General features: G+C 63.5%; 22 protein-coding genes, 1 tRNA gene and 1 rRNA gene. 8 read left to right on the top strand and 16 right to left on the bottom strand.

Annotated elements, in window-relative coordinates:
* Positions 1-136: 136 nt before the first annotated feature.
* The 5 genes from rrf (at position 137) to ACX5I4_RS02955 (ending at position 4,457) form a co-directional block, all read left to right on the top strand.
* A 5S ribosomal RNA gene (gene rrf / locus ACX5I4_RS02935) occupies positions 137-253 on the top strand.
* A gap of 213 nt (positions 254-466) precedes the next feature.
* Positions 467-961: an SRPBCC family protein gene (locus ACX5I4_RS02940; protein ID WP_461835322.1), complete on the top strand. Its 495-nt coding sequence runs from the start codon at positions 467-469 to the stop codon at positions 959-961.
* Positions 954-1,523, top strand: coding sequence for a GNAT family N-acetyltransferase (locus tag ACX5I4_RS02945; protein WP_461835323.1), 570 nt, complete (start codon positions 954-956; stop codon positions 1,521-1,523). The genes ACX5I4_RS02940 and ACX5I4_RS02945 overlap by 8 nt, the downstream gene beginning before the upstream one ends.
* A gap of 126 nt (positions 1,524-1,649) precedes the next feature.
* On the top strand, positions 1,650-3,008 hold the full coding sequence (locus ACX5I4_RS02950; RefSeq protein WP_461838634.1) for an FAD-binding oxidoreductase: 1,359 nt from the start codon (positions 1,650-1,652) through the stop codon (positions 3,006-3,008).
* A gap of 132 nt (positions 3,009-3,140) precedes the next feature.
* Entirely contained in the window at positions 3,141-4,457 is a 1,317-nt protein-coding gene (locus ACX5I4_RS02955; RefSeq protein WP_461835324.1) for an MFS transporter, read from the top strand.
* 93 nt (positions 4,458-4,550) lie between these two features.
* Here the strand turns inward: ACX5I4_RS02955 and ACX5I4_RS02960 are convergent, their stop codons facing one another.
* The 6 genes from ACX5I4_RS02960 to ACX5I4_RS02985 form a co-directional block, all read right to left on the bottom strand.
* Positions 4,551-5,780 carry an amidohydrolase family protein gene (locus ACX5I4_RS02960; protein ID WP_461835325.1) on the bottom strand — a complete coding sequence of 410 codons (1,230 nt, stop codon included), beginning with the start codon at positions 5,778-5,780 and terminating at the stop codon, positions 4,551-4,553.
* A gap of 25 nt (positions 5,781-5,805) precedes the next feature.
* The gene (locus tag ACX5I4_RS02965; protein WP_461835326.1) at positions 5,806-6,828 is read right to left on the bottom strand and encodes an ABC transporter ATP-binding protein; all 1,023 of its coding nucleotides are present in this window, start codon (positions 6,826-6,828) and stop codon (positions 5,806-5,808) included.
* 8 nt (positions 6,829-6,836) lie between these two features.
* The gene (locus ACX5I4_RS02970) at positions 6,837-7,907 is read right to left on the bottom strand and encodes an ABC transporter ATP-binding protein (protein ID WP_461835327.1); all 1,071 of its coding nucleotides are present in this window, start codon (positions 7,905-7,907) and stop codon (positions 6,837-6,839) included.
* On the bottom strand, positions 7,904-8,905 hold the full coding sequence (locus ACX5I4_RS02975) for an ABC transporter permease (protein ID WP_461835328.1): 1,002 nt from the start codon (positions 8,903-8,905) through the stop codon (positions 7,904-7,906). Before ACX5I4_RS02975 ends, ACX5I4_RS02970 begins: the two co-directional genes overlap by 4 nt.
* An 84-nt stretch (positions 8,906-8,989) precedes the next feature.
* Positions 8,990-10,714 (bottom strand): ABC transporter substrate-binding protein, encoded by a 1,725-nt coding sequence (locus tag ACX5I4_RS02980; protein ID WP_461835329.1) that lies wholly within the window; start codon positions 10,712-10,714, stop codon positions 8,990-8,992.
* 82 nt (positions 10,715-10,796) lie between these two features.
* Positions 10,797-11,852, bottom strand: a complete 1,056-nt coding sequence (locus ACX5I4_RS02985) for an ABC transporter permease (protein ID WP_461835330.1) — start codon at positions 11,850-11,852, stop codon at positions 10,797-10,799.
* A gap of 254 nt (positions 11,853-12,106) precedes the next feature.
* On the opposite strand from ACX5I4_RS02985, the gene ACX5I4_RS02990 reads away from it, so the two are divergent.
* Complete coding sequence (locus ACX5I4_RS02990; protein WP_461835331.1) at positions 12,107-12,778, top strand: GntR family transcriptional regulator; 672 nt, start codon at positions 12,107-12,109, stop codon at positions 12,776-12,778.
* 5 nt (positions 12,779-12,783) lie between these two features.
* Here the strand turns inward: ACX5I4_RS02990 and ACX5I4_RS02995 are convergent, their stop codons facing one another.
* From ACX5I4_RS02995 to ACX5I4_RS03010, 4 genes are all read right to left on the bottom strand, one after another.
* Complete coding sequence (locus tag ACX5I4_RS02995) at positions 12,784-14,193, bottom strand: DUF4032 domain-containing protein (RefSeq protein WP_461835332.1); 1,410 nt, start codon at positions 14,191-14,193, stop codon at positions 12,784-12,786.
* Between the two features lie 96 nt (positions 14,194-14,289).
* Positions 14,290-15,372 (bottom strand): ABC transporter ATP-binding protein, encoded by a 1,083-nt coding sequence (locus ACX5I4_RS03000; protein ID WP_461835333.1) that lies wholly within the window; start codon positions 15,370-15,372, stop codon positions 14,290-14,292.
* 195 nt (positions 15,373-15,567) lie between these two features.
* A complete protein-coding gene (otsB, locus tag ACX5I4_RS03005) occupies positions 15,568-16,392 on the bottom strand; it encodes a trehalose-phosphatase (protein ID WP_461835334.1) in 825 nt (274 codons plus the stop codon).
* Positions 16,382-17,872 (bottom strand): alpha,alpha-trehalose-phosphate synthase (UDP-forming), encoded by a 1,491-nt coding sequence (locus ACX5I4_RS03010; protein WP_461835335.1) that lies wholly within the window; start codon positions 17,870-17,872, stop codon positions 16,382-16,384. The genes otsB and ACX5I4_RS03010 overlap by 11 nt, the downstream gene beginning before the upstream one ends.
* A 182-nt stretch (positions 17,873-18,054) precedes the next feature.
* Here ACX5I4_RS03010 and ACX5I4_RS03015 point away from each other — a divergent pair, with 182 nt between their 5' ends.
* Both ACX5I4_RS03015 and ACX5I4_RS03020 read left to right on the top strand, forming a co-directional pair.
* Positions 18,055-18,933: a DsbA family protein gene (locus tag ACX5I4_RS03015; RefSeq protein ID WP_461835336.1), complete on the top strand. Its 879-nt coding sequence runs from the start codon at positions 18,055-18,057 to the stop codon at positions 18,931-18,933.
* A 313-nt stretch (positions 18,934-19,246) separates the two neighbouring features.
* Positions 19,247-19,320 (top strand) — tRNA-Thr (locus ACX5I4_RS03020).
* Between the two features lie 449 nt (positions 19,321-19,769).
* On the opposite strand, the gene ACX5I4_RS03025 is transcribed toward ACX5I4_RS03020, so the two are convergent.
* The 6 genes from ACX5I4_RS03025 to ACX5I4_RS03050 form a co-directional block, all read right to left on the bottom strand.
* Positions 19,770-20,000, bottom strand: coding sequence for a hypothetical protein (locus tag ACX5I4_RS03025; protein WP_461835337.1), 231 nt, complete (start codon positions 19,998-20,000; stop codon positions 19,770-19,772).
* 51 nt (positions 20,001-20,051) lie between these two features.
* Positions 20,052-20,435: a nuclear transport factor 2 family protein gene (locus ACX5I4_RS03030; protein ID WP_461835338.1), complete on the bottom strand. Its 384-nt coding sequence runs from the start codon at positions 20,433-20,435 to the stop codon at positions 20,052-20,054.
* A 164-nt stretch (positions 20,436-20,599) separates the two neighbouring features.
* Positions 20,600-21,598 carry a sugar phosphate isomerase/epimerase family protein gene (locus ACX5I4_RS03035; protein ID WP_461835339.1) on the bottom strand — a complete coding sequence of 333 codons (999 nt, stop codon included), beginning with the start codon at positions 21,596-21,598 and terminating at the stop codon, positions 20,600-20,602.
* A 127-nt stretch (positions 21,599-21,725) separates the two neighbouring features.
* Positions 21,726-23,297 carry a GMC oxidoreductase gene (locus ACX5I4_RS03040; RefSeq protein ID WP_461835340.1) on the bottom strand — a complete coding sequence of 524 codons (1,572 nt, stop codon included), beginning with the start codon at positions 23,295-23,297 and terminating at the stop codon, positions 21,726-21,728.
* Positions 23,281-24,369, bottom strand: a complete 1,089-nt coding sequence (locus tag ACX5I4_RS03045; protein WP_461835341.1) for a sugar phosphate isomerase/epimerase family protein — start codon at positions 24,367-24,369, stop codon at positions 23,281-23,283. Before ACX5I4_RS03045 ends, ACX5I4_RS03040 begins: the two co-directional genes overlap by 17 nt.
* Entirely contained in the window at positions 24,369-24,764 is a 396-nt protein-coding gene (locus ACX5I4_RS03050) for a C-glycoside deglycosidase beta subunit domain-containing protein (RefSeq protein ID WP_461835342.1), read from the bottom strand. Before ACX5I4_RS03050 ends, ACX5I4_RS03045 begins: the two co-directional genes overlap by 1 nt.
* Positions 24,765-25,118 lie beyond the last annotated feature (354 nt).

Consider the following 25,118-nt stretch of genomic DNA (forward strand, 5'->3'; position numbering starts at 1 on the left):
GCGTCCACTATGTGGTTCCCGAACAACAACCCGTTGTTGTCACAGGAACAAACCACAACTGAATAACAACACCACAATGTTGTAACCAGTCTTCCCACCCCCGCACCCAGCGTGCCGGCGGGACGGGTAACAAGGTTACGGCGGTCATAGCGTGGGGGAAACGCCCGGTCCCATTCCGAACCCGGAAGCTAAGACCCACAGCGCCGATGGTACTGCACCCGGGAGGGTGTGGGAGAGTAGGACACCGCCGGACATCTTTCAACGGCGAGGCCCCGACAGCGAATGTCGGGGCCTCGCCCATTAACACCCCCTCCCATCTGCAAGGCAGTGAGCGGACGCCCCGCCGGAAGGCACGATACGTGAGCGGGCGTCCCGCCCGGGACCCGCCATACGTGAGCGGGCGTCCGAAGGGGAGGCACAATGAGTCTCGAGCCGCTCGGGTCGCTGGACGGTAATGTTGGTGCACATGGAGAGCCTTTTCAGTCACGCCGCGTCGGACTCCGAACCACAGCCGGAGCAGTCCAGTGAGCTGGACCCCGTAGTCTGCACCGTCGTCGTGCCGTCGCCTGTAGCGCACGCTTTCATGGGTTTCACCGATCACCCGCATTTGTGGTGGCCAATGGAGGACCACAGCGTCTACGGCGCGGGTTCGCACGTCGAGTTCGAGGAGAACCTGATCCTGGAGACGGCTGACGACGGCCGTACATCCGTTTGGGGAACGATCGACGACTGGCAACCGCCGTTGTCGTTCCATGCAAGCTGGTATCCGGGTAGCACTGCGATGTGGTCCACTGAACTTCGAGTGGCCTTCCGCGCGGTTGACGGGGGTACGGAGTTGCGACTGGTCCACGACGGCTGGGAAGGCGCCGAGGACCCTGCCCGAACCCGTGCGGACTACGCGGCTGACTGGCCTGGAGTTCTTGATCGCTATGTCCGATTCATGGGCGGCGGAAGTGAATAGAATCCGTCGCCTCCAAGCGGCTGACTGGCAGTTGCTTCGCGAGGTGCGGCTGGAGATGCTCTCGGACACTCCTATGGCTTACGTGGAGAGCCTCGCGGCGGCGCGGCGCCAGACTGACACGCAATGGCAAGAGCGCGCCGCAACCATGTCGGGCGACTCGAGCATCACCTTGGTGGCGGATGAGGGGACTGACGGTAGCCGGATCAAGGGACTCATGCGCGTCGTTATCAAGCAGCCGCAGGATCTCTCCCGGCCGCGGCAGGCCATGCTTATCAGCGTCTATGTGGCACCTGAGCACCGGGGCCTGGGCTTGGCTGACCAATTGCTTGATGAGGCTTGCGCAGTAGCCAGTGGCGAGCTTGGGGCCGCCTTGATCGAGCTGGGGGTCCACGAGGACAACGCGCGCGCCAAGGCGTTCTATGCCCGGCACGGATTTGAAGTCACAGGTGCCACTCGGCCCTATCCGCAGGACAAAGCGAAGCTGGAAATCGTCATGGCCCGTCAGATTCCGCAGCTCTCCGGGCCGAACCAGCCGGAGCATCGGGCTATCGTCGCGTACTAGACTCGAAGCACTGAAAACACCGTGAAGACTGCCGAATCGGCGTGTCCGCGGCGCTCAGATGCGAAGGGATCCATCTTGTCGGACTACACAGCCGTTGCCGGAAACACTCAACGCACCAGCGGCTTCATGGATGAGCTCGCCGCCGCGCTGGCCCCGGGGCAAGTCGCTGTCGACGAGCACACTCGTGCCACCTATGCAGTAGACCAAGGCCCCGTCGTGGACTTGCAGCTGCCTCTGGCTGTTGTGTTTGCGGATTCCGTTGAAGACGTCCAGCACGTGGTGCGTAGCTGCGCCAAGCACGGGGTTCCGATTGTTGCCCGTGGCGCCGGTACCGGTGTTTCGGGTGGCGCCCATGCCAGCCAGGGATGCATCGTGCTCAGCCTGGAACGCATGAACCGCATTCTGCTGCTCAACGCCGAAGACGAGACTGCCGTCGTCGAGCCTGGTGTGGTGAATGCGGATCTGAACGCCGCGGCGGCCGAACACGGCCTCATGTATACGCCGGATCCCGCGAGCTACAAGATGTCCACCATCGGCGGCAATGTGGCAACGAACGCCGGCGGTCTGCGCTGCGCCAAGTATGGGGTGACCAGGGACTCAGTGCTTGCGCTCGACGTCGTGCTGGCCGATGGCTCGCTCATCCACACAGGACACCAGACCTTCAAAGGCGTGGCCGGGTACGACCTCACGGCCCTGTTTGTGGGCTCCGAGGGCACCTTGGGGATTGTGGTAGGCGTGACGGTCCGCCTGCGCTACCTGCCCCGGGAGGTACAAACCGTGGCGGCCTTCTATCCGGATTTCCGCGGTGCCGCCGCGGGCGTCCTGGCGGTTGGCAAGGCCCGTGTCCAGCCCGCCATCATGGAAATGCTCGACGCCGGAACACTGGCCCAGCTCGACGAACTGTACGGCTCTGACCTTAGCGAGCGCGGACAGGCCCTGCTGCTGATCCAGACAGACGGATTTGGAGCGGCCGCCGAGGCAGCGCTGGTGCGGGAGGTCCTGGCCGCCGGCGGCGCGACGGTGATGGCGGAAGCAAATGCCGAAGCCGAACGCCTCATCGACATGCGGCGTTCAAGCCGAGGTGATGAGGTGGACAACGAATACCGGGTGGGCGAGGACGTCGCCGTTCCGAGATCGCGACTGGTTGACTACGTGGCTGCGCTCGAAGCCATGGCCGTCACGCACGGTGTCCAGCTCAAAGTGGTGGCCCATGCTGGCGACGGCAACCTGCACCCCACGTTCTGGGTAGACCGGGTGGACATGGAAGTAGATGCGGACGCTATGTCCCGGCTCAACAAGGCGCTGGATGACTCCATCGATGCTGCGTTGGAGATGGGTGGAACCATCACTGGCGAGCATGGGGTGGGGCAGTACAAGCTGCGATGGCTCGGCCTCGAGCAGCCCCAGCCCATCCGCGAGTTGCAACACCGTATCAAGGTGCTTTTCGACCCGGCCGGAATCTTCAACCCCGGAAAAGCTATCTAGGTTTTGGTATCCCAACTCGGGGCGCGCTGATCTGGCATCACACCAGGTCGCTGTAGTGGTACTAGTTTACTTTGATCCTTCGCTCCCATAGTCTTGTTTGGTATACCAAGTAAGATTTTGAGGAGGCAATCAATGGGACAAGCACGCCCGCCGCGCCGTGGTCCGTCCGTGAAGGGTGCAAGCTTCGCGACGGCCTGGATTCTAGCCGCGCTGACCCTTGTCTCCATCAACCTTCGTCCCGCTATCACCACCATTGCGGGCACCATGGGGCAGCTCCAGTCGGGCTTCGGACTGGACTCGCATTTGCTGCCGCTGTTGGGCGCCCTGCCTGTACTTGCCTTCGGCGTCTCGGCTCCCTGTGGTCCATGGCTGGCCCGTCGCCTGGGCGCTGGCAGGGCGGTTTCCGTAGCGCTGCTGGTGCTCGCCGCGGCGCTCCTCGTCCGGGTTCTGGTGCCCGGACTACTGCTGCCCGGCACGTTCCTCGCAGGGGCTTCAATCATGACCGCCAGCGTGCTGGTGCCACAGATAGTGAAGGCCAACCGTGGTACGGGCTGGTGGACGGGGCTGTGCACCATGGGTTTCGGCTTGGGCGCCGCGCTGGGCGCAGGTCTCGTGCAGCCGCTACAGCTGGCGCTCGGCGGAAGCCTGGCCTGGGCGTTGGCGGTCTGGGCAGTTCCTGCCGTGATGGGCGCCGCGTTGATCTACCGCAGGGGTGGAGCAACTGGACGCTCTGACAAAACTGGCCGGTCGGCGTCGGGCGCGGGCTTGCCGGCAACACCGCAGGGGACGACGACGGCGGGCGGCTCGGTAAGCGAAGCCGGCACCCTGCCGCTGCGGAAGCAACGGACGGCCTGGGCTGTCACTGCCTTCTTCGGGCTGCAGGCCATGCTGTATTTCGCGATTACCTCGTGGCTGGCCGTGTTCCTGGTGTCGAAGGGCCAGACAGCGGCCGACGCGGCTTCGCTCTTGGCATGGTTCAGCGTCGCCGGGCTGCCCGCGAGCCTGGTGGCCCCCGTTCTCGCCGGGCGTCCCGCGGTTCTGAAGGTCATGGCCCCGGGGCTGGGGTTGCTCGTGGCGGCGGCTCTTATCGGAGTCCTGATGGCACCTGTGGGATTGCAATTCCTGATGGTCGGCCTGCTGGGGGTCGTCCAGAGCGCTGGCTTCGGGCTGGGAATGGCGTTGGTCGTGATCCGCTCAGCAGGACCACAGAGCGCGGGCAGCCTGTCCGCCATGAGCCAGGGCCTGGGGTTCGCGTTGGCCTCCCTGGGGCCTTTGGGTGCAGGATTCCTGCACGAGTGGTCCGGGGGCTGGGACGTTCCCTTCTGGGCCCTGACGGCGGAGGCGGTACTTCTCGCCGCAGCCGGATTCCTCGCAGTGCGCGGGCATGCCGTGTCCGTGGCAGGCGCCGAAACCGAACGTCTTAGCGAGCCAGCCGCCGTCGGGCGCTAGTTTCGCATCGGGGCGACGGTCTCCGAAGAGCCGTTAACCGCCAAAGTGGCCGGTCCCTCTCAGAGGGACCGGCCACTTTGGTTCAGTGCAGGCTTAGACGAGTTCGAGCTGGTCTGCCACGACCGTGCCACGGTGGATCACCGTACGGTCCGCGCCGCGGTCCATGACGGCGGAGGCGACCGTTTCGCCGTCGAGCAGCAGGAGTTCGGCAGGATCGCCGACCTCAAGGCCCGGGCGGTGCGCCGTGCCCTTCAGGCGGGTTGCGGAGGGGTCCAGGATGCTGGCGCCGCCCACCGTAGCAATCGCCAGGCAGTGCTCGATGAGCTCGTCCTTGCGGAAGCCGTGGGTGAACGCCAACTGCCATGTACGGTCCAGCATGTCCGTGTTGCCGTAGGGAGACCAGTAATCGCGCTGTCCGTCCTCGCCCAAGCCCATGCGGACGCCGGCTTCGGCGAGCAGCGGGATGGGCAGCTGGCCCGCCACACCGGCGGAGCCCGGCGCCACGGACGCCATGGAGATGTCCAGCTCGGCGAACTCTTCGATGAGGCGGCGGGTAGTGGCCTCGGAGACGCTGCCCAGCTGGTACGCGTGGGACATGGTGACTTTGCCTTGCATCCCCAGTGCGCGGGTGCGCTCGATCACCAGCTCGGTGCTGAAGACGCCGAGTTCGCCTGGCTCGTGGAGGTGGATGTCGATGGGAACCTGGTACTTTTCGGCCAGCCCGAACACGATGTCCAGGTGCCTCGCCGGGTCGCGGTCCAAGCTGCAGGGATCGATGCCGCCCATGACATTGGCGCCGGCCTTGAGGGCCTGGTCCATGAGGGGGACGGTGCCTTCCTCGAGGAGGAGGCCGGCCTGCGGGAACGCGATGATGTCGACGTCGGCCTGGTCCTTGAACTGCTCCTTGGCGGCCATTACGGCGTCGAAGCGCTCAAGGCGGCAGTCAACATCGATCTGGGCATAGGAACGGACACGGGTGGTGCCGCGCGCGATCATCCGGCCGAGAGTGTTGTTGACGCGTTCCTGAAGCGGGACTTCGGCATTGCGCCAGTTCTTGCGGTCGTTCATCATCATGGTCCACACCCCGGGGCCGCCGGTGTGTTCGCGGAACGGCAGCCCGATGCGGGTGGAGTCCAAGTGCACGTGGACGTCCGAGAACGACGGCACCAGGAGGCGGCCACGGCCTTCGACGACGGTTACGTCGCCAGTCGCGGCGGCGCGGGCCGGGTCATGCGGTTCGACGCCGGCGATCTTGCCGTCCGTGATGAGGACGTCGCTCAGCGCTTGTCCCCAGGGTCGGACGGCGCGGATCAGGGTGATCAATGTATTGCTCCTTTTGATAGTGGGTCTATTGCACACCAGTGAGGGCTCCCGCTGCCAGACCCGAATGGTGGCAGGCGGGGGCATCTGGGGTGGCTGGCGCGGGGATTTCGTTGATGCAGCGCTGCTGCTGGTCCTCGCTCAAGGTGCCGAACAAGGGACAACGGGTGCGGAAAACGCAGCCGCTGGGCGGGTTGGCCGGCGATGGGAGATCCCCCCGGAGCCGGATTTTCTGCTGCTGGCGCGCTTCCCGGGGATCCGGCAAGGGCACGGCGGACAGGAGCGCCTGCGTGTAGGGGTGCCGGGGATCGCGGAACAATTCCTCCCTGGATCCCTGTTCCACGATCTTGCCGAGGTACATCACGGCCACCTCATGCGAGATATGGCGGACCACAGAAAGATCGTGGGCGATGAAGATGTAGGCAACCCCGGTGTCGCGCTGGATTTCCTGAAGTAGGTTCACTACCTGGGCCTGCACCGAGACGTCGAGGGCGGAGACGGGCTCGTCGCACACAATCACGGACGGGTTCAGCGAGATGGCGCGGGCGATTCCCACACGCTGGCGCTGGCCGCCGGAGAACTCGTGGGGGAAGCGGTTGTAGTGCTCGGGTTTGAGTCCCACTTGTTCGAGGAGTTCCTTGACCCGGTTCTTCAGGCCGCCGGTCGGGTTGATCTTTTGCGCCAGCATCGGTGCCGCGATGGCCGTGCCCACGGTCTGCCGCGGATTGAGCGAAGCGAAAGGGTCCTGGAAGATCATTTGGACCTTGCGGCGGAAGTTGTACAGATCGCGGCCGCGCAACTGGCTGATGTCGACGCCGTCGATCACGATCCGCCCGCCCGTGGGATCCATGAGCCGGGCGACCATGCGTCCGGTGGTGGACTTGCCACAGCCCGACTCACCAACGAGCCCCAAAGTCTGGCCGCGAGCGAGACTGAACGAGACGCCGTCGACCGCTTTGACAGTCTTGGACCCTGTGGGGGAGAAGAGTCCACCCTTGATGGGGAAGTGCTTTTGTAGGTTCTCCACCTGGAGAATTGCCTGCGTGTCCATGGCGGGTCCTAACGCGTTTTCCGAATGGTGACGATCTGGGGGCCGCTCAGGTGGCAGCGCTTTCCGTGGCCGTCCTCGACCACGAGCTCCGGCCTCTGGCTCGCGCAGACGCCATCGCCGGCAAGGGCTGCGTATTCGCACCGCGCGCTGAAGATGCAGCCCTTCGGCAGGTCAAGGAGCGACGGTGGCTGGCCGGGGATGGGATTGAGCCGGCCCGAGGAGCTGTTCAGCGTGGGCATCGATTTGAGCAGGCCCAAGGTGTAGGGGTGCTGTGTGTCGTAGAAGATCTCGTCCACCGGTCCCGATTCGACGCACTGCCCTCCGTACATGACCAGGACGGAATCACAGACTTCTGCAACCACGCCAAGATCGTGGGTGATCAGGATCAGGGCCGAGTTGGTTTCCTGCTGGAGCTCGGACATGAGGTCCAGGATCTGTGCCTGCACCGTGACGTCCAACGCAGTGGTGGGTTCGTCCGCGATAAGCAGTTCCGGTTCGCAGATCAGGGCCATGGCAATCATGGCGCGTTGGCGCATGCCTCCGGAGAAGTGGTGCGGGTATTCGTCATAGCGCTGTTCGGGGCTGGGAATGCCCACCCTTCCGAGCATCTCGACGGCGGCCGCTCGGGCCTGCTTCTTGCTCGCCTTGTTGTGGACGAGATAGGCCTCCGCGATCTGATGGCCCACCGTGTAGAAGGGATGCAGGGCCGAGAGTGGATCCTGGAAGATCATGCCGATGTTCCGGCCGCGCAGTTGTCGCATCCCGGACTCGGGCAGCGTCACAAGGTCCTTGCCCTGGAAGAGCGCCTGGCCGGTGACCTGGGCTGAGGTTCCCTTGAGGAGCCCCATGAGCGCTTGGCTGGTGACCGACTTGCCGGACCCGGACTCGCCGACGATGCCGAGGGTATGCCCCCGCTCCAAGGAGAAATCCATGCCGTTGACAGCCGAGACAAGGCCGTCGTCCGTAGGGAACTTTACGGAAAGATTGCGGACGTCCAGGAACGCGCCGGTTTCCGTGGCGGGCTGCGCTGTTTTCGCGGCGGGATGACCGGTTGGAGCGCTGGGTTGAAGCTGGGTCATTGGAGCCTCACTCGGGGATCGATGGCGGCGTAGGCGAGGTCGACGACGACATTCGCGACGATGACGAAGAAGGCGGCGAGCATGGTGATGGCCATGGTGACGGGGAGGTCGCCGGAGATGGCGGCACGGACGGCCGTAAAGCCGAGTCCCGGCACTGAGAAGATCTGCTCAGTGAGGACGGCCCCGCCCAAAAGGAGCCCGATGTCCATGCCGAGCATGGTCACGACGGGAGTGATTCCGGCCCGGACACCGTGCTTGAACGTCACTGTTCGGGGCGCCAAGCCCTTTGCGCGGGCGGTGCGGATGAAGTCCTCGCTGAAGGTCTCGATCATATTGGTTCGGGTGACCCGGATATAGGCCGCGCTGAAGAGGACCGCGAGGGCGACCCAGGGCAGGAAGTAGTTGAGCACCCACGCCCACGGACCGAGCGGACCGAAAGGACTGTTGATCTCGTTCGTCGTGAAGGGCAGGAGGTGCAGTTGGTTGACGAACACCAGAAGCAGGAACAGGCCCGTGACCGGGATCGGCAAGGAGACACCAACGGACGCTGCCCCGACGATGAACTTGTCCGTGGCCGTTCCCTTGCGGAGGGCGGCAAGCAGGCCGAGTCCAACGCCGGAAACGGTCCAGAGCACGAGGGCGCCGACGGCCATGGAGAGTGTGTACGGCAAGGAACGGCCGATGATGTCCGAGACGTTTTCATTGGTTTGGAACGATTTGCCGAGGCACGGCCACTGGCAGATCGATTCGGCTCCGGGTGCCCCGATCATCCGCGGCGAGACCAGGCCGCGCATGTAGTCGATGTACTGGACCGGGAAAGGATGGTCCATGCCGAGGGCCACACGGGCTTCCGCTACGCGTTCGGGCGTGCACTCCTGGCCGCAAGCGGCGGAAGCGGGATCGGCTGGTCCCAGCTGGAAAAGCGTGAAGGTGATGAAGCTGACGGCTACGAGAAGCAGGACCAGGGAGCCTGTCCGGCGAAGTATGAATCTGATCATTGTGCTGGTTGCGGGCCGCCCGGTGGTGGCCGGGCGGCCCGCGTCCCTTCTGGGCTAAGTCTGGTTAGTGTCGATTGGGCCCGGTTAGTGCTGGACGCCGACGATCGAGAGGTCGATGCCGCCGAAGAAGTAGCCAACTTGGGCGTTGCGGATGTTGGAGCCCACCACACTGTTGGTGTGGCTGCGGATGAGCGGGATGATCGGGTACGTCTTCAGGGCCTTGCCGAACTCCTCGGACCACTTCTTGCCCAATTCCTCCGACGTTCCGGCCGTGTTCCGGAGCTCGTACATTGCCTTGGAAATCTGCGGATCGAAGTAGCGCGAAGTGTTGGAGAAGCCGTAGCTGGTGCCATCGTTGTTCGGACCCAGGATGGGATCGGCAGAGGTACGGACCGAAGCGGGGTCGGCGCCGCCGCACCAGCCCGAGCGTCCCATGTCCGGCAGTTGGTCGCTCGCCAGGACCGAGTAGTAGTTCGGCGCCGGGATCGGCACGAGCTGGACATCAATGCCCAAGGCCTTGAGGTTCTGCTGGACCACGGTGCCTGTGTTCTTGTAGGCATCACGGTTGTTGGCGTACCCGTAGGTGAGGGTCTTGGGGTAGTTCTTGCCTTCGAGGAGCTTCTTGGCTTCCTCCAGCTTGGGCTTGCCGGTGGGATCGATCTCCAAGTCCTGGGCTACGTAGCCGCGCATCTTGGAGTTGAGCGGGGTCTGGGTGATCTCGCCAAAACGACGTCCGCCGTACTGGACCAGGATGGACTGGCGGTCCAAGGCGAGGGCGATAGCCTTGCGGACATCGGGATCGGAGATCTTCTCGGTGTTGAGGCTCAGGACGTCGTTGCAGCCAAGCAGTCCCGAAGCGACACGGTCCTTGACCTGGGCATCAGCAAGTTTGGCTGAATCCGACGTCTGCAGTGCACCGTTGGAGTCAAGGGTGAGCGCATTGGGATCGGAGTTGGCCAAGAGCTGCTGGCTGATAGTGGCCTGCGAGGTGGAGAGCGAGAAGCTGAAGGTGTCTGGAAGCGCTGTCCGGTTGGGGTCGGTGGCCGGATCCCAATTCGGGTTGCGGACCAGCTTGAGCGATTTTCCGCGGCTGTATGACTCGACCATGTAGGGGCCTGAAGACACAGGGTGGTTGGTGTAGTCCAGCTTGGTGTCCTTGTCCTTCGGGACAGGCGAGGTGTTGGAACGGGACGCCAGGGCCGGGAATTCCGCGAACGGCTTCCTCAAGTGGAAAACGATGGTGCGCTCGTCCGGGGTTTCAACGGCCTTGAGGTCAGCGGAAGGATCCTTGTACGGCCCTTTGTAGCCCCCGGCGTCGAGCGCTGCGTTGAGCTCTTGCGGGGCCTGGGTGTAGACGTCCTGCGCGAAGGTGCGTTCAATGCCGTACTTGACGTCAGCAGAGGTGATGGGGCGGCCGTCCTCGAACTTGACGCCCTTCTGGAGGGTGAAGGTCCAGGTGAGTCCGTCTTTGGACACTTGGCCCGTGTCAGTGGCGAGGTCCGGAACGATGGTGGGCGGCTGGCCGGCCGTTTCCTTGGCCATGGTGAGGTTCCTGTAGTACAGCTGGCCGACGTTGGCCGTCTGGACGTAGTTGCTGTTGCCCGGATCCAGGGTTTGGAAGTCCGACGACATCAGGACGTTGATGTTGCCGCCCTTGGTGGTGAAACCGGGCTTGACCACTTCCGGGGCCTGCTCGGTGCTCGACGGGCCGGAGGCGGGATTTCCGGGCTGGTTCTGGCCTGCCGCGCAGCCAGTGGCAGCGGTGGCGATCAGCACGGCAAGGGCCAGCGCTCTGGTGGGGGTATTCATTGTGCTCCTCATAGGGGTGGGTGGGACGGAGATTGAAGGTGGATTGGGGCACTGCGGCGCAGTGGTCCTGCGGCGCGGTGGATCAGTGGCGGGAGGCCTTGGGGTCCAAGGCGTCGCGTACGGCGTCGCCGAGCAGGTTGAACGCCAGGACGGTGACGATGAGCATGGCGCCGGGGACTGCCAGGAACCAGGGATCGCTGAGGTACCAGTTGCCGGACTGGGCGGCGTTGAGCATCTGGCCCCACGACGGTGTGGGGTCCTTGACTCCGACGCCGAGGAAGGACAGCGCGGCTTCTGCGGAGATGTTCGTGGGAATGAGCATGGTGGCGTAGACCAACACGACACCCATGACGTTGGGAATGATCTGCCGGAACAAGACACTCAAGTGCGAAGCACCGAAGGACCGCGCAGCCTCGACGAACTCGCGCTCGCGGAGGCTCAGCACCTGTCCGCGGACGATGCGGGCGAGGTATGCCCAGCCGAAGAAGCCCAAGATGATCACGAGCGAAGCCATGGGGAGGAAACTTCCTTGGCCCAACGGGGTGTCCCGGAGCCGTGACTGCAGGATGGGTGTCAGTGAAAGCACCAGCAGGAGGTGCGGGAAAGCCAGGAAAAGGTCCATGATCCGGCTGATGATGGCGTCCGTTTTGCCGCCGAAATAGCCTGCGGCCGCGCCGATCACGGTTCCCAGGATTACTGAGACCGCAGTGGACAGCAAGGCGATGGTGAGGGAGACCTGGCCGCCGTGGGCGAGTCGCGCAAACAGATCGCGGCCCAACCCCGGTTCGACGCCCAGCCAGTGGCTGGCCGAGGGGTACATGTATCCAGGGAGCGGCAGCCCCGGAGTCTGGAGATCGTCCAGGACCTCAGGGCTCGTGTTGGACGTGAAGGGATCGTTGCCGGACATCGCGCTGAGCAGCGGGCCGAGGATGGCGAACAACATAATGGCCACCACCACACAGAGGCTCAACAAAGCGATCTTGCTCCGGCGGATCCGCAGCCAGGCCGTGGCGAGGAGGGACCGTGCCTCGGCCGTGGACGTGCGCGCGGACTTTCCGTGGGATGTATTTGGGGACGGACTCGCAGCAGTGGGTTCGACGGTGGACTGTAGCTGGGTCAACGGGGGTGCTCGATTCATGATCCAAGGAGCAAGCTCCGGAACTTTTTGTATACCAAAATCAGAGTAGAGCACGTTAGTTGCGATGTAAATCACAAACATTGTCCAGTCTGGGATACCAAACAGTAGTCGGCGTATTCGGTGAGGGACTCGTCCCGGAGGAGGGCCGAGGAGCCGTTTCCGCCCGTGTATGCTCGGGTGGAACGCTGAGCGGCAACGTCCGCCCGGCTCCAAGGACAACCGCACGATGGGGAATGGAAGGGTGGCCAAAGCCGATGACGGAAACCCTGAACGGCCGCGACGACGAGGCCCGCGCTGAACAGGTCTACCAGTTGGTTCTCGAGGGAATCGTGGCCGGGAAATACGAGCAGGGCATGCGGTTGCGCGAGCGGGAGCTTTCTGAGGTCTACAACGTTTCGCGAATCCCCGTGCGCGAAGCCATCCAACGCCTCGAGCAGGATGGCTTCGTGGAGACGTTCCCCCGCAGGGGCGCCGTCGTGCGCAAATTGACGCTAACGGACGTCAATGAACTCTTCGACGTCCGGCTGTGCCTGGAAACGTTTGCCGCCCGCATGGCGGCCGTCCGCGTCGCGGCGGGAGAGCCGGGCGGGCAGCTTCAGGAACTGCTGGACGACGCAAGGGAAGCGATCGACAACGGCCGCACTGACGACGTCGTGCGCCTTAGTGCGGCGTTTCACGCCGAAATCGTGCGGCTCTCCGGCAACCGGCTGCTCATAGAATCCGTCAAGCCGCTGTTTGGCCGCATGCGCTGGATCTTCGGCCTGGCCCACAACCGAAGCAACGAACTCCAGCGCGACGAGCACATGGAACTGTGCAACGCCATCCTTGGAGGCAAAGCCGAGCTCGCCTATACCCTGGCGTATTCACACATCGAACTCGGACGCGAACCGGTATTGGCAGGACTCGCGGAGACGCTGGAGCCCTAAACTCCCTAGTCGTCCGAATCCGGGTATTCGTCCTGCTCGTACCGGGATTCCTCGGTTTCCACTTCCAGGATCTTCAGCAACGCTGTGTCCGGATTGAGCATGATGGCGGCCTCGTCGCGCCGGTGGCGCAGCACGGTGTCCAAGTAGGACTGCACGGCTTCAGCCAGGGGGATGTGGCTGTCCTGCTTCTGGCTCATGTACCAGCGGTGTTCGAGGACTTCGTGGACTACCTCTGCCGGTTCCAGCTTGCCTGCGAGGTCGCGCGGGATGGACCGGACAATGGGCTCGAAGATCTGGCTGACCCAGGTGTGGGCGCTGATTTCTTCGTCCATGTCCGGGTTGTTGTCGGCCCGGAAGGAGTCCATGTCGTTGAGCAGCCGGCGGGCCTGGTTTTCCTGGGCGTCCAGGCCGGTGAGGCGAAGCAAGCGCCGTTGGTGGTGTCCGGCGTCGACCACCTTGGGTTGAAGCTGGATGGTGGAGCCGTCCGCGGTGGTCTTGATGGCATACTCCTCGACGTCGAAGCCGAGTTCGTTGAGGCGGCGGATGCGCGCGCCCACGCGCCAGCGTTCGCCGAGCTCAAACGATTCCTTCTCGGTGAGTTCGGCCCATAGCCGGCGGTACGAGTCCATGATGAGCTCCGACGTCGCCACCGGATCCACCTTCTCCTCGATCAGGCCGCCTTCGAGCAGGTCCATGAGTTCCCCCGCGATGTTGACGCGGGCGATCTCGAGATCGTACTCGCGCTGGCCCAGCGAAAGATCGGGGTACAGCTCGCCGGTTTCGGCGTCCACGAGGTAGGCGGCGAACGCTCCGGCGTCGCGGCGGAAGAGGGTGTTGGACAAGGAAACGTCACCCCAATAGAAACCGATCAGGTGCAGGCGCACCAGCAACAGCGCTTGGGCATCAATAAGCCTGGTGAGGGTGTCCCGGCGCAGCATCTGCGAGAAGAGCGCACGGTACGGCATGGAGAACTTGAGGTGCCGGGTGACCAGCACGGGGTTGAGCGGCTTGCCGTCAACAGTGGTGCGGCCGGTGATGACGGCAACCGGCTCGACGCACGGTACATCCATTCGGGCCAGCTTGCGGAGCATGTGGTACTCGTGGCGGGCAACGTGCTCGGACGTCTCCTTGATGGCGATGACGGAACCGCCCAAGTGCGCGAAACGCACGATGTGCCGGGAAATGCCGCGGGGCAGGGCAGCCAGGTTCTTGGCGGGCCAGTCTTCGAGAGCGATGTGCCACGGCAGGTCCAGGAGTTCGGGATCCGCTGCCGCCGCGGTGATGTTGAGGGATCCGATCACGCCCGCCGGAGGGGCGGCGTCATTGGCGCTCGCGGGCTCGGTGCGCGGGAGTTTGCCGATCTGCGCGTAGTCGGTGGGTTCGTCATGCCACTTGGCACCGCTTTGCTCGCTCATGGGTCAATTCTTCCGTATGGAGGCTGCTGTTAACGACGACGGCGGCCCGTCCACTCGGAAGGGCCGCCGTCGGTAGTGCTGTGGTGCTGGTGGGGACTAGTCGCCCAGGCGCAGGCCTGTCTTGGTGTCGAACAGGTGCACGTGGCCCGACTGCGGACGTACCCAGATGGACTCGCCCTTCATCGGGGGACGGCGCCCGTCGACGCGTGCCACGATGTCGTGGCTCTTGCCGTCAAGCGTGGTGTGGCCATAGACGTAGGCGTCGGCGCCGAGTTCCTCGACGACGTCTACCTCAACCTGGAGGCCTTCGCCGGCACCTACGGTCTCGAGGTCTTCCGGACGGGAGCCGAGCGTGACGGTCTTGCCCGTGGCGTCCTCGAGGACGTCGTGCTGGACGGGGTACACCGTGCCACCGAACTGGACGCCGCCGTCGACGACGGGCAGTTCCAGCAGGTTCATGGCGGGGGAGCCGATGAAGCCGGCCACGAAGACGTTCTTCGGGCGGTCGTACAGGTTGCGCGGGGTGTCTACCTGCTGCAGCAGGCCGTCCTTGAGGACTGCAACGCGGTCACCCATGGTCATGGCCTCGACCTGGTCGTGGGTCACGTAGACCGTGGTGACGCCGAGGCGGCGGGTCAGGGAAGCGATCTGGGTGCGGGTCTGGACACGGAGCTTGGCGTCCAAGTTGGAAAGCGGCTCATCCATGAGGAAGACCTGCGGGTTACGGACGATTGCGCGGCCCATGGCAACGCGCTGACGCTGGCCACCGGAGAGTGCCTTCGGCTTGCGGTCCAGGTACAGCTCAAGGTCAAGAAGCTTGGCTGCTTCGCGGACGCGCTCGGCACGCTCTTCCTTGGAGACGCCGGCGATCTTGAGTGCGAAGCCCATGTTGTCCGCAACTGTCATGTGCGGGTACAGGGCGTAGTTCTGGAAGACCATGGCGATGTCGCGGTCCTTCGGCGGGACGTCCGTGACGTCGCGGTCGCCGATCAGAATGCGGCCGGAGTTCACATCCTCAAGGCCTGCGAGCATGCGCAGGGAGGTGGACTTACCGCAACCGGAGGGTCCAACGAGGACCAGGAATTCGCCATCGGCGATGTCGATGTTGAGCTTATCGACGGCGGGCTTATCTGTGCCCGGGTACAGACGCGTAGCGTTATCAAAAGTAACTGTAGCCACAGTTATCAATCCCTTCACCGGCAGGTACGTGCCGGACGATCCGTTGTGAATGGTTCATGTTTATTCAGTTGGACTCCCCACCCTGAGCCGGAGCCCAGGCAGGGGAGTTCGAGTGACACCGCACGGTAGTTGTGCGTCACATCACAACCAAGAGTATGGCAGCAGCTCGAGGTATTCGCCCAAATGTTACGAACGTCACATGTGAGATGAGTCTCCCAAGACTTCGCGGCGCCGTTCGCGAAGGACCGTTTCCAAGAGCTCGGCGACGTGGACAGGCGCTTCGACGCGGAATTCCGCCTGGGTGAAATCCAGCCCGACTTTCACGCCGACATCGCCAGCGCCAAGCCTGGCAATCGCGTCCTCATCAGTGACGTCGTCGCCCGCAAAAAGGATCCCGGTGGCCCCAGTGGCTTGGCGCAGGAACTGCACTGCCTCGCCTTTCGAGGAATGCACCACCGACGTCTCAAGGACACGCTTGCCGTTCTTGAGGAAGACTCCCCGGCGGCCTTCAAGTACCGCCCGGGCAGCGGCGACGGCGTCCTCCGCCACGTCGTCTTCGGCTCGCCGCGTATGGAGTACGACGCCGGCAGGCTTGTCTTCGAGCACCGTCCCCGGAGCTTCCTGCGAGATTCCGGCCAAGACTTCGCGGACTTCGGCGAGGAGCTCCTGCTGGGCGTCGTCGAGCTGGAGTTCCGGCGAACCAGGGCCCAGCCAGGCCTCCGCGCCGTGGCTGCCAATCAGCAGCGTGGCCTCGGGCGGCGAGGCGACCGCCCGCAGACTGGCCAAAGCGCGCCCGGAGATGAGCGCCGTCGTCGTCCTCGGAAGTTTGGCGAGTTCAGCGAAAGCGGCGGCTGACCGCTGGAGCGGGCGCGCGGCGTCGGCGTGGTCCACGATCGGGGAGATGGTGCCGTCAAAGTCCATCGCTACCAAAAGGTGATCCGTTCCGGCGATCCGGCGGACGGCGTCGAGCAGTTCCGGGGACAAGCTCAAAGGCGGAGTGGCTGCCGTTTCAGGTGTCATCTCGCACCACGATTTCCGCTAGGGCCGACAGGAATTCGGCGGACCAATGATCTACGTCGTGGTCGAGGATTTGTTTGCGCATGGACTTCATCCGACGGCGCGATTCGTTCGGCGGTAGGTGCACGGCCCTCATGATGGTGTTCTTGAGCCCGTCGATGTCGTGCGGATTCATGAGGAGCGCTTGCTTGAGCTGATCGGCCGCGCCAGTGAATTCACTGAGGACCAGGGCGCCCGTGTTGTTGGTCCGGGCGGTGACATACTCCTTGGCCACCAGGTTCATGCCGTCGCGCAAGGCCGTGACAAGCATGACGTCGGCGGCAAGGTACAGGGCCACCATCTCCTCGATCGGGTAGCTGTGGTGGAGGTAGCGCACGGCGGTGTTCTGCATGGTGTCGTAGCTGCCGTTGATGTGGCCCACCGTGCCTTCAATTTCCTCGCGCAGGAGCCTGTACTGCCGCACGCGCTCGCGGCTGGGGCTCGCCACCTGGATCAGCGTGGCGTCTTCCACTGTGAGCCGACCTTCCTTGAGGAGTTCCTCAAAGGCCTTCAAACGGTGGGGGATGCCCTTGGTGTAGTCCAGGCGGTCCACGCCCAGGAGGATGGTTTTGGGGTTGCCGAGGTCCTGGCGGATCTGCCGGGCGCGCTCGATGATGTCCGGGCGCTCTGCGAGTTCGCTGATGTGGTCCACTGCGATGGAGATCGGGAAGGCCTGGGCGCGCGCAATGTGCGTAATCTGGCCGTCCGCACCTTTGACATGGATCTGCTGCTGCTTGACGCTGGCGCCGATGAAGCGGCGCGCAGAGCGCATGAAGTTCGCTGCGTCGCTAGGGCGCTGGAAGCCCACCAGATCGGCGCCGAGCAAGCCTTCGATGATGGCCTGGCGCCACGGCAGCTGGGCGAAGATTTCCGGCGGCGGAAACGGGATGTGGTTGAAGAAACCGATCCGTAGGTCCGGGCGCGCCTGGCGGAGCAAGCTCGGCACGAGTTGGAGCTGGTAGTCCTGCACCCACACGGTGGCTCCGTGGTCCGCGTGCTGGATGACGGCGTCGGCGAACCGCCGGTTGACCCGGCGGTAGCTGTCCCACCACGTGCGGTGGAACTCCGGCGGGGCAATGACGTCATGGTAGAGCGGCCAGAGCGTGGCGTTGGAGAAACCTTCGTAATAGAGCTCAATATCGTCGGTGCTGAGGTCCACGGGAACCAAGTCCATGCCACTGTGGCTGAAAGGCTCAAGGGGCTCGTCCGGGGCGCCGTGCCAGCCCACCCACGCGCCGTCGGTCTTTGTCATCATCGGTGCGAGGGCCGTCACCAGTCCACCCGGAGAGCGGCGCCAACCCTCGGCAGTGGTATCCCCGCCGTCGCTGGGGTAGCGGTCCACCGGAAGGCGGTTTGAGACCACCATGAAATCGTACTTTGCTTCCCTTGGAGCCTGCTTGCCCTCGGGCGAGGTGTCGAGTTTTTCGCTTGCCAGTTCTTGCATCGCTGCCCCTTGGAGTTGCTTGTGACTCATCTCCCACCCTACCGGCGGGAATCATCAAGGACACTTGCTCGTTCCTCAGACTGGAGTCCAAGACCCCAGCCTGGCTGTCAGTCTTCTCCCGTAAACTGGCCCCGTTGCCTTAGCTAGACCAACCAACGCCGTCGATCAATCACGAGGAACTGATGAGCCCCGCAAACGAACCACGCCTGTCCAAGGCAGAGCGCACCGCCCAGGCCCGCGAAAAGGCCCGCGAGATCCGCGAAGCGCAGCTGAAGAAAGACAAGCGCAACAAGTTGCTCATCGGGTGGGGCATTGTGGTTGCTGTTGTGGCGATCTTCGCCGTTATTGCCCTCGTGGTCACCCAGAACATTGCGAACAACGCTCCCATTGCGGACCAGGGCCCGACGCCGGCCAACTCCAATGTGCACGGCGGCGTCACCCTCCTGAAGGGCACCGACGTGACGAAGGCCGCGGCAGCCACGGTCAACCTGGCCGACCTGCCGTCGGCACCGGCAACCAAGCCCGCCGTGGTGACCGCCCCCGGCGCCGAGGCCGAGGCCGGCAAACCGGTCAAGGTGGTGGCCTACATCGACTTCATCTGCCCGGTCTGCAAGAACTTCGAAGCCACCTACAACCAGCAACTGACCCAACTGCGCAACGACGGCAAGATCAGCCTGGAGTACCGTCCGCTCGGCTTCCTGGACGCCAGCTCCACCACCAACTACTCCTCCCGTGCAGCCAACGCCGCGGCCTGCGTTGTGAACTCTTCGCCGGACAAGTACTCGGCCTTCGTTGACCTGCTGTTCGCACGCCAGCCTGCCGAGGGTAGCGCAGGCCTTTCGGACAACGACCTCAAGAAGATGGCCACCGAAGCAGGCGCAGCCAACATTGACTCCTGCGTGGACAGCAAGACCTACCGCCCGTTCGTCAAGGTTGTCACCAAGGAAGCAGCGGTCATCGGAGTGACCGGCACGCCCACGGTCTTCGTCGAAGGCAAGCAGTGGGACGGCAAGACGGACCTCATCGCCGACCTGAACACCGCCGCGGCCGCGAAGAAGTAGATCGCACTGCGGGAATCTTGACGCCGGCCCTGGCGGTGCTTGTTGTCTTAGGACAGCGGGTAACGACCGGGCCGGCGTTTTGGTTTCGTCCGGGTTGGTGGGTGTGGGGAGTGAGTGCCCGACGGCGGGCGACGGCGGCCGACGGGCGCCTGACGGCGGTGGGGCCGACGGCGGGTGGCGGCCGCGGGTCGCCGCCTTGGACCCGCGCCCTCGCGGAATTTCCGTGGGCGGGAGGTCTTGGGCTACCCTTATCTAGCGCTCGCGCGCACGAGCTCCGGTCCGCCGGAGCACCAGTTCCGGTTCGCCGGGGCGTGCCTCCTTAGCTCAGTTGGCCAGAGCACCGCTCTTGTAAAGCGGGGGTCGTCGGTTCGAATCCGACAGGGGGCTCTTAGTTTGGCTCTGACCTGCAGGTATGTTGATTCTGGTCAGAGCCATTTGAACTTTTTGGCCCCGGACTCACCTTTAACTCGCCTAATCAAGATTCGACGCTGTTAGTGAGGCAGCGCTACGCGAAACACCACCGACGTCATAGTCGGGTACTCTGGGGCCGAACGCCCGGCCCGGAGGAGCATCCTATCTGGTTCGGCGGCGGGACCTTGGCCTCTGACCTGAAACTTGGTGCCCTCCGGGAACAATGGGCTGACGTCCCGCACCTGGCCACGGAAGCTGCAGAGGAATGGAACGCAGCGGCCCATAACAAGCGCACCGTGTCCAGGAGCGAGTCCTCCAACCCAGGAGACGCGATGTAGAGACCTAGGCGGACCGCTACCCGGTGGCCCACCATCAAGACAAGCAGCCACGAGGTGTTCACGCCCGGGTGGTTTCCGGAGGCGTTCCTAGCGGAACAGTCTCCCGGCCTCTGCGAGCATCGCGGCTTGGTCCAGGTCCCGGTCGGGTGCTTTTCGCAGCAAAGACATAGCCCGGGCGACGTACGGCACGGAAACGGTGCCCAGTTCGGCGACCGGGACCCCTGAGACGCCAGTGATCGGCGTTCGGGAACGGGAGCGGTAGGTGCCGGTGGGGCCAAGCGCTTCAATCTGGAACAGCGTGTCGGTTGCTTCCATCATCACTCCTTGACTCGTTCTCGACTGTAAATCTGAGGGGCAGAGGCTCCAGAGCTAGGGTCGTGGGGTCGGCTGGTAGGCGAGCAGCTTCCAGTTCTGGTGTTCTTTGATCCACACAGACAATGCGGTGTTACTCAGCGTCTTGTCCAGCCAGTTGACGGTGATCTCCGCGTTCATCTCACCCAGCACCACGGCCGTGTCACCGATGAGGATGATGTCATGGATGGGGTGGTCGATGCGGTGATAGCGGTACCAACCGTTGCGGAGCTTCTCCATATAGCTGGTCAGTGAATCCCGGTCCCCTCGTGAGTGCGTGTAGACGAGACGTTCATGGCAGAGTGCCTCGAACGCGTCATAATCGGCGTCGACAATGACCTGGTAGCGGTGGTCTTCCAGAACCCGGATCGTGTCGATGTTGCTGCTTGTTGTATCGCCCAACTTAAATTCCTTCTCTTTTCAGTTTTGGGCTGCGGCCGGACGTCTCGGCCTTGCCCGCGGTTAGAACGGGAGCCGACTGGAATTGGCTCCGTCAGCTTGATTCAAGGTGCTGAGGAGCGTTAGCTCAAGCGGAGGGCGTTCCGGATGATCCGACGACAGAAGGGTCAGTCCTGGCTGAAGGCGGCGTCGAAGCTGGTTTGCGAGGGCGGGAAGTCGAACTTCTTGAGGGCGGCGAGGGCTTCGGGGGCGCCGTGGAGGCGGTCCATGCCGGCGTCTTCCCATTCCACGGAAATTGGCCCGTTGTAGCCGATGGCGGTGAGAGCGCGGAAGCTCGATTCCCAGGGCACGTCGCCGCGTCCGGCGGAGACGAAGTCCCAGCCGCGGCGGGGATCGCCCCAGGGCAGGTGGGAGCCCAGGACGGTGTTGCGGCCGGTGGGGCGGAGCTTGGTGTCCTTGCAGTCCACGTGGTAGATCCGGTCCTTGAAGTCCCAGATGAAGGAGACGGGATCGATGCCTTGCCACATGAAGTGGGAGGGGTCCCAGTTCAGCCCGAACGCTTCCCGATGCCCGATGGCTTCGAGGGTCCGCACGGTGGTCCAGTAGTCGTAGGCGATTTCGCTCGGGTGGACTTCGTGGGCGAAGCGGACACCGCATTCGTCGAAGACGTCCAGGATGGGGTTCCAGCGGTCGGCGAAGTCCTGGTAGCCGGCCTCGATGACTTTCTCGGGGACGGGCGGGAACATGGCGACGTACTGCCAGATCGAGGAGCCGGTGAATCCGACCACGGTGTCCACCCCGAGCGCGCGGGCGAGGCGGGCGGTGTGCTTCATTTCCTCGGCGGCGCGTTGACGGACGCCTTCGGGGTCCCCGTCGCCCCAGACCTTGGCGCCGACGATTCCCTGGTGGCGGAAGTCGATGGGGTCATCGCACACGGCCTGGCCTTTGAGGTGGTTGGAGATGGCCCAGACCTTGAGGTTGTACTTTTCCAGGACGGCGAGCTTGTTCTCGACGTAGCCGGGTTCGTCCCAGCGCCAGGCGTCCAGGTGGTCCCCGGACACGGCGATTTCCAGGCCGTCATAGCCCCAACCGGAGGCCAGGCGCGCGACTTCCTCGAAGGGCAGGTCGGCCCACTGGCCGGTGAACAGGGTATACGGGCGGGGCATTGGTTCTCCTTTCGGAGGTCTGTCATCGCGGGGCAGGAAGCAAATGATTGGAGGAGCAGGCGCACGGCCTCACTGTTGTGGCCCGGCTCAGGATGCCGTCCCGATATTCCTGGTTCGGCACTGCTTGTCAGGACAGGGCGTTCGCCGATGCTTCCTGACGGCTGTTCTGCGTGGTGAATTGCCGTGCCAAGTGGCGCGCTGCCAGAACGGCCAGTGCCATTGACGTCGGCGTTGGATTGCACGCTGTTGCCGTGGGAATCACACCGTTGCCGGCGACATAGAGGTTTTGGTAACCCCATACTCGGCTGTTCGGGTCACAGACGGATGTCCCGTCATCGACCTGGCCCATGCGCACGGACCCTTGGTAATGAAGGGAACTTCCGGCAGGCAGCAGCCGCGGGTGGCTTCCAGGGAAAAAGTCACCGACTCCGTCGGCCTGATCCGTCATTTCCCGGATGGCCCGGTCGATGGTGGCCTTGTCCTTGTCGCTGAGGTCGTAGTGGATCGTCATCTGGGGCATGCCGAATTCATCCAGTTCGGAGTCCGAGAACTCGATGCGGTCCTCGGGCCGGATGTCCTTGGTCGTGAATCGTCCCCATGTAACAACAGGACGGTCCGCCGGCGGGGTCCCTGGCATCTCGATAGGGGTGGTCCCGACCTGCATGACCTGGGTGTGGAACGGGAATTCTGGTTCATGGAAGGGAATCCAAAAGACACCGGTGAGTCGATCCCGCTGATCGGTGTTCTCCTGGGAGGATCCACGGACGCCTACAGGTTCCCGCAGCGCTAGTTGGCTGACGATCTGCGGCTGGTCATTGAGATATTTCCCGAGGGCTTCCGGGCGGATATGGGAGGCCCACAACAGCTGCGGCGTGCGGAGCGCATCGGCTGCCACCAGTACAGCCTTGGCACGGACCTCACGTGCGGAACCGGTGCGGCGGTCCACAAGGACAGCTCCCGTGACCCGGTTGCCTTCGTGAAGCAATTCGCGGCAGAGCGTCTCGGAGGCGATCCGAAACCCGTCAGGCTCTTCCGTCAACGGTCCAAGGACCGTATCGACTCCCGACCATTCCGGCAGCGCCTGATCGCTTGGTTTGCAGGCCAAAGGCATGGGCTGCACCAGCCGATCAAGAGGCCTTCCCGCGTCAAACAGTTTGGACAACGCCGCATGCAGACGCCGACTGGTGTCGGTAGAAGGGAACGCGCTGGTCGTGACGCTCAGGAAGGCTGAGGCCCGGTCAAAGGCTTCATCAAACCGGTCCTCAAGGAAACTGATGCGCTCCGATCCGCCGGGCCTGGGACAAGCGCACGTCCAGTGCGCTCCCATACCCCCGACGTTGGCTGCAAGGGCGGCCGCAGGCATCCCTGCCTGGTCGTCCTCACCTGCCTGGGGTTTCCGCAGGAGGAACGTGCCCGGTCGGGCCGCAATGTGTCCATCAGCGCGTCCGGTGTCCGAGGTGGTTTGCCCAGTCCATGACGTGGCGTGCGCCTGGGCCGTTGATCTGGCCTCAGGGTCAAGGTTGCGTACGTTTGAGCCCTGATGGTCCGTGAGCCGCGGCCCTGCCTCAACCATCAAGATTGAGAACTGGGGCGCGGCTTCGACGAATTCCCGCGCGAAAGCGGCCCCTGTGGGGCCGCTTCCGACAATGAGCACGTCAACGTCAGCAACCAACGATCCGTTCTCAGCGAGCTGAGACATCGGCATCCGATCGTGACTTCTGGAGACCTGCCCCACTCTGGATTTCGTCCAGAATGCGGCGTTCCAGTTGATGGTGGCGTGCCAGCATGTCCCACGGGTCATCCGTGCGGTTCCAGTGCCAGCCTTCCCATTCGCTGGAAATGTAGCCGTTGTAGCCGGCCTTGACGAAGACCTCGAGGATCTCACGGACGGGGACGGCCGGTTCGTTGCCGTTCTCGTCGATTTCGAAGAACTTACCGTGCATGTGGACGGTCCACGGTGCCACGATCTCCCAGTCGGACGGATCGGCATGGCCGAACAGACCGATGGAATTGCGGGCCAGAGGCTGACCGGCGACTCCAGCGCCTTCCTCCTCCAAGATCCCGTAAGCCTTCTTGTACATCTCGGGCAGTACGGAATCGTCCAGAATCGGGCCTCGTTCGTGCTGTGCGAACCAGCTATCCTGGATCCGCTCCAAGTACCGCTCGGGAAGGCCACGGCTGCGGTTCGCCTCAATGAGGCTCGGTGGCAGACGCCGCACGCTGCAACCCCAGTCAGGGATGAAGCCCAGGTGTGGGGAACCCAACTTCTCGAAACGTTCCTGCAGTGCAACGACAACCGGGTGGCGCGGCGAGTGGTGGGCATGGATTTCCATGCCGAGCTTGACGTTTTCGCGCTCAGCCAGCGGCAGCAGCCGCTCCATGTCATCCGGAGTGAGGGAGTACTGGACGCGCACCACCGGGAAGCCCAGTTTCCGGGCCGCGACAATCTGCGGTTCCATGTAGGCCACGAGTTCATCATTGGTCAGAAGCCGGTCCCTGCGGATTCCAGCATCGGCGTTGGCGCCAATCGAGGACGGCTCCAGTCCCGTTTCGTCGATCAGGGCACGGAAATCACGGATCTGCTCGTCCGTCAGGAATGGCCATCCGCGGAAGCTCTGGAAACCAACAACTTCCAGGCCCGGGCCAATGCCTCGTTCCGCGACGCGTCGGACTGCATCCTCAAACGAAACGCGACGTCCGTGGAAGTCACGGGTAATGCTATAGAGCGTTGTGCCCAGCTTGGGGCGACCGAGCGCTTTTCCGTTTGTCATCAGGCTGCCACCTTCAATTCGGCTGAACAACGATCCAGGTTAAGCAAGGGCGAACCATTGACGGGAAGGTATGGGATAAAGAGACCCATTTCCACGCTCACCTCATGGGAACCCGGCTCGGTAGCGGGCTCATAGTCCACCACGAGCTCCGCTGAATCCAGCACATACCAGTACTTGTCGATCAACGGCGCAAAGTCCGAAGCCGCCAGAGGACCAAGTTCCCCGACACTGAAGCGGATGCTCTCCGGCGGCACAGCAGTTCCATCAACCGTGACATTAATACGTTCAATACAGGACAGAGGAAGGGCCCGGTACCAGGGCAAACGCAGCCCCGTCTTGAAACCCTTGTCTGTCGGCTGCAGAGTTTCCTGCTCAATCAGCCGTTCCGAAATCAAAACTTCCTCCTCGCTTCGTCGCGATACGCCTCGCGGCTCTGTCGAGAGTAACCCCAAGAGTCGACACTTTGCAAGATGCCGGCCTTGGAGCGGGGAAAGTGGTGAGGCTTCGATTGTGATGTTTTCGTGACCGATGCGCACGCCTCCGGCTGTTGGGAGCTAGGTCGGAGGGGTGTGCAAAATTGCTCTCCGTCACGGACAAAAGTCCATAAGAATCAAGGTTTTTCCTGTTCCATCACCCCTTTATGCCCTACTCGGGAGGGCGGAAGGGTGGGGTCCATGGTGTCGGATCGGTCATCTCTGAAGCCATCTTTCATGGTGCACAGCTTTAGAAGTGTGGACAGGAAGTGTAGA

The organism is Arthrobacter sp. MMS24-S77 (genome assembly GCF_054888235.1).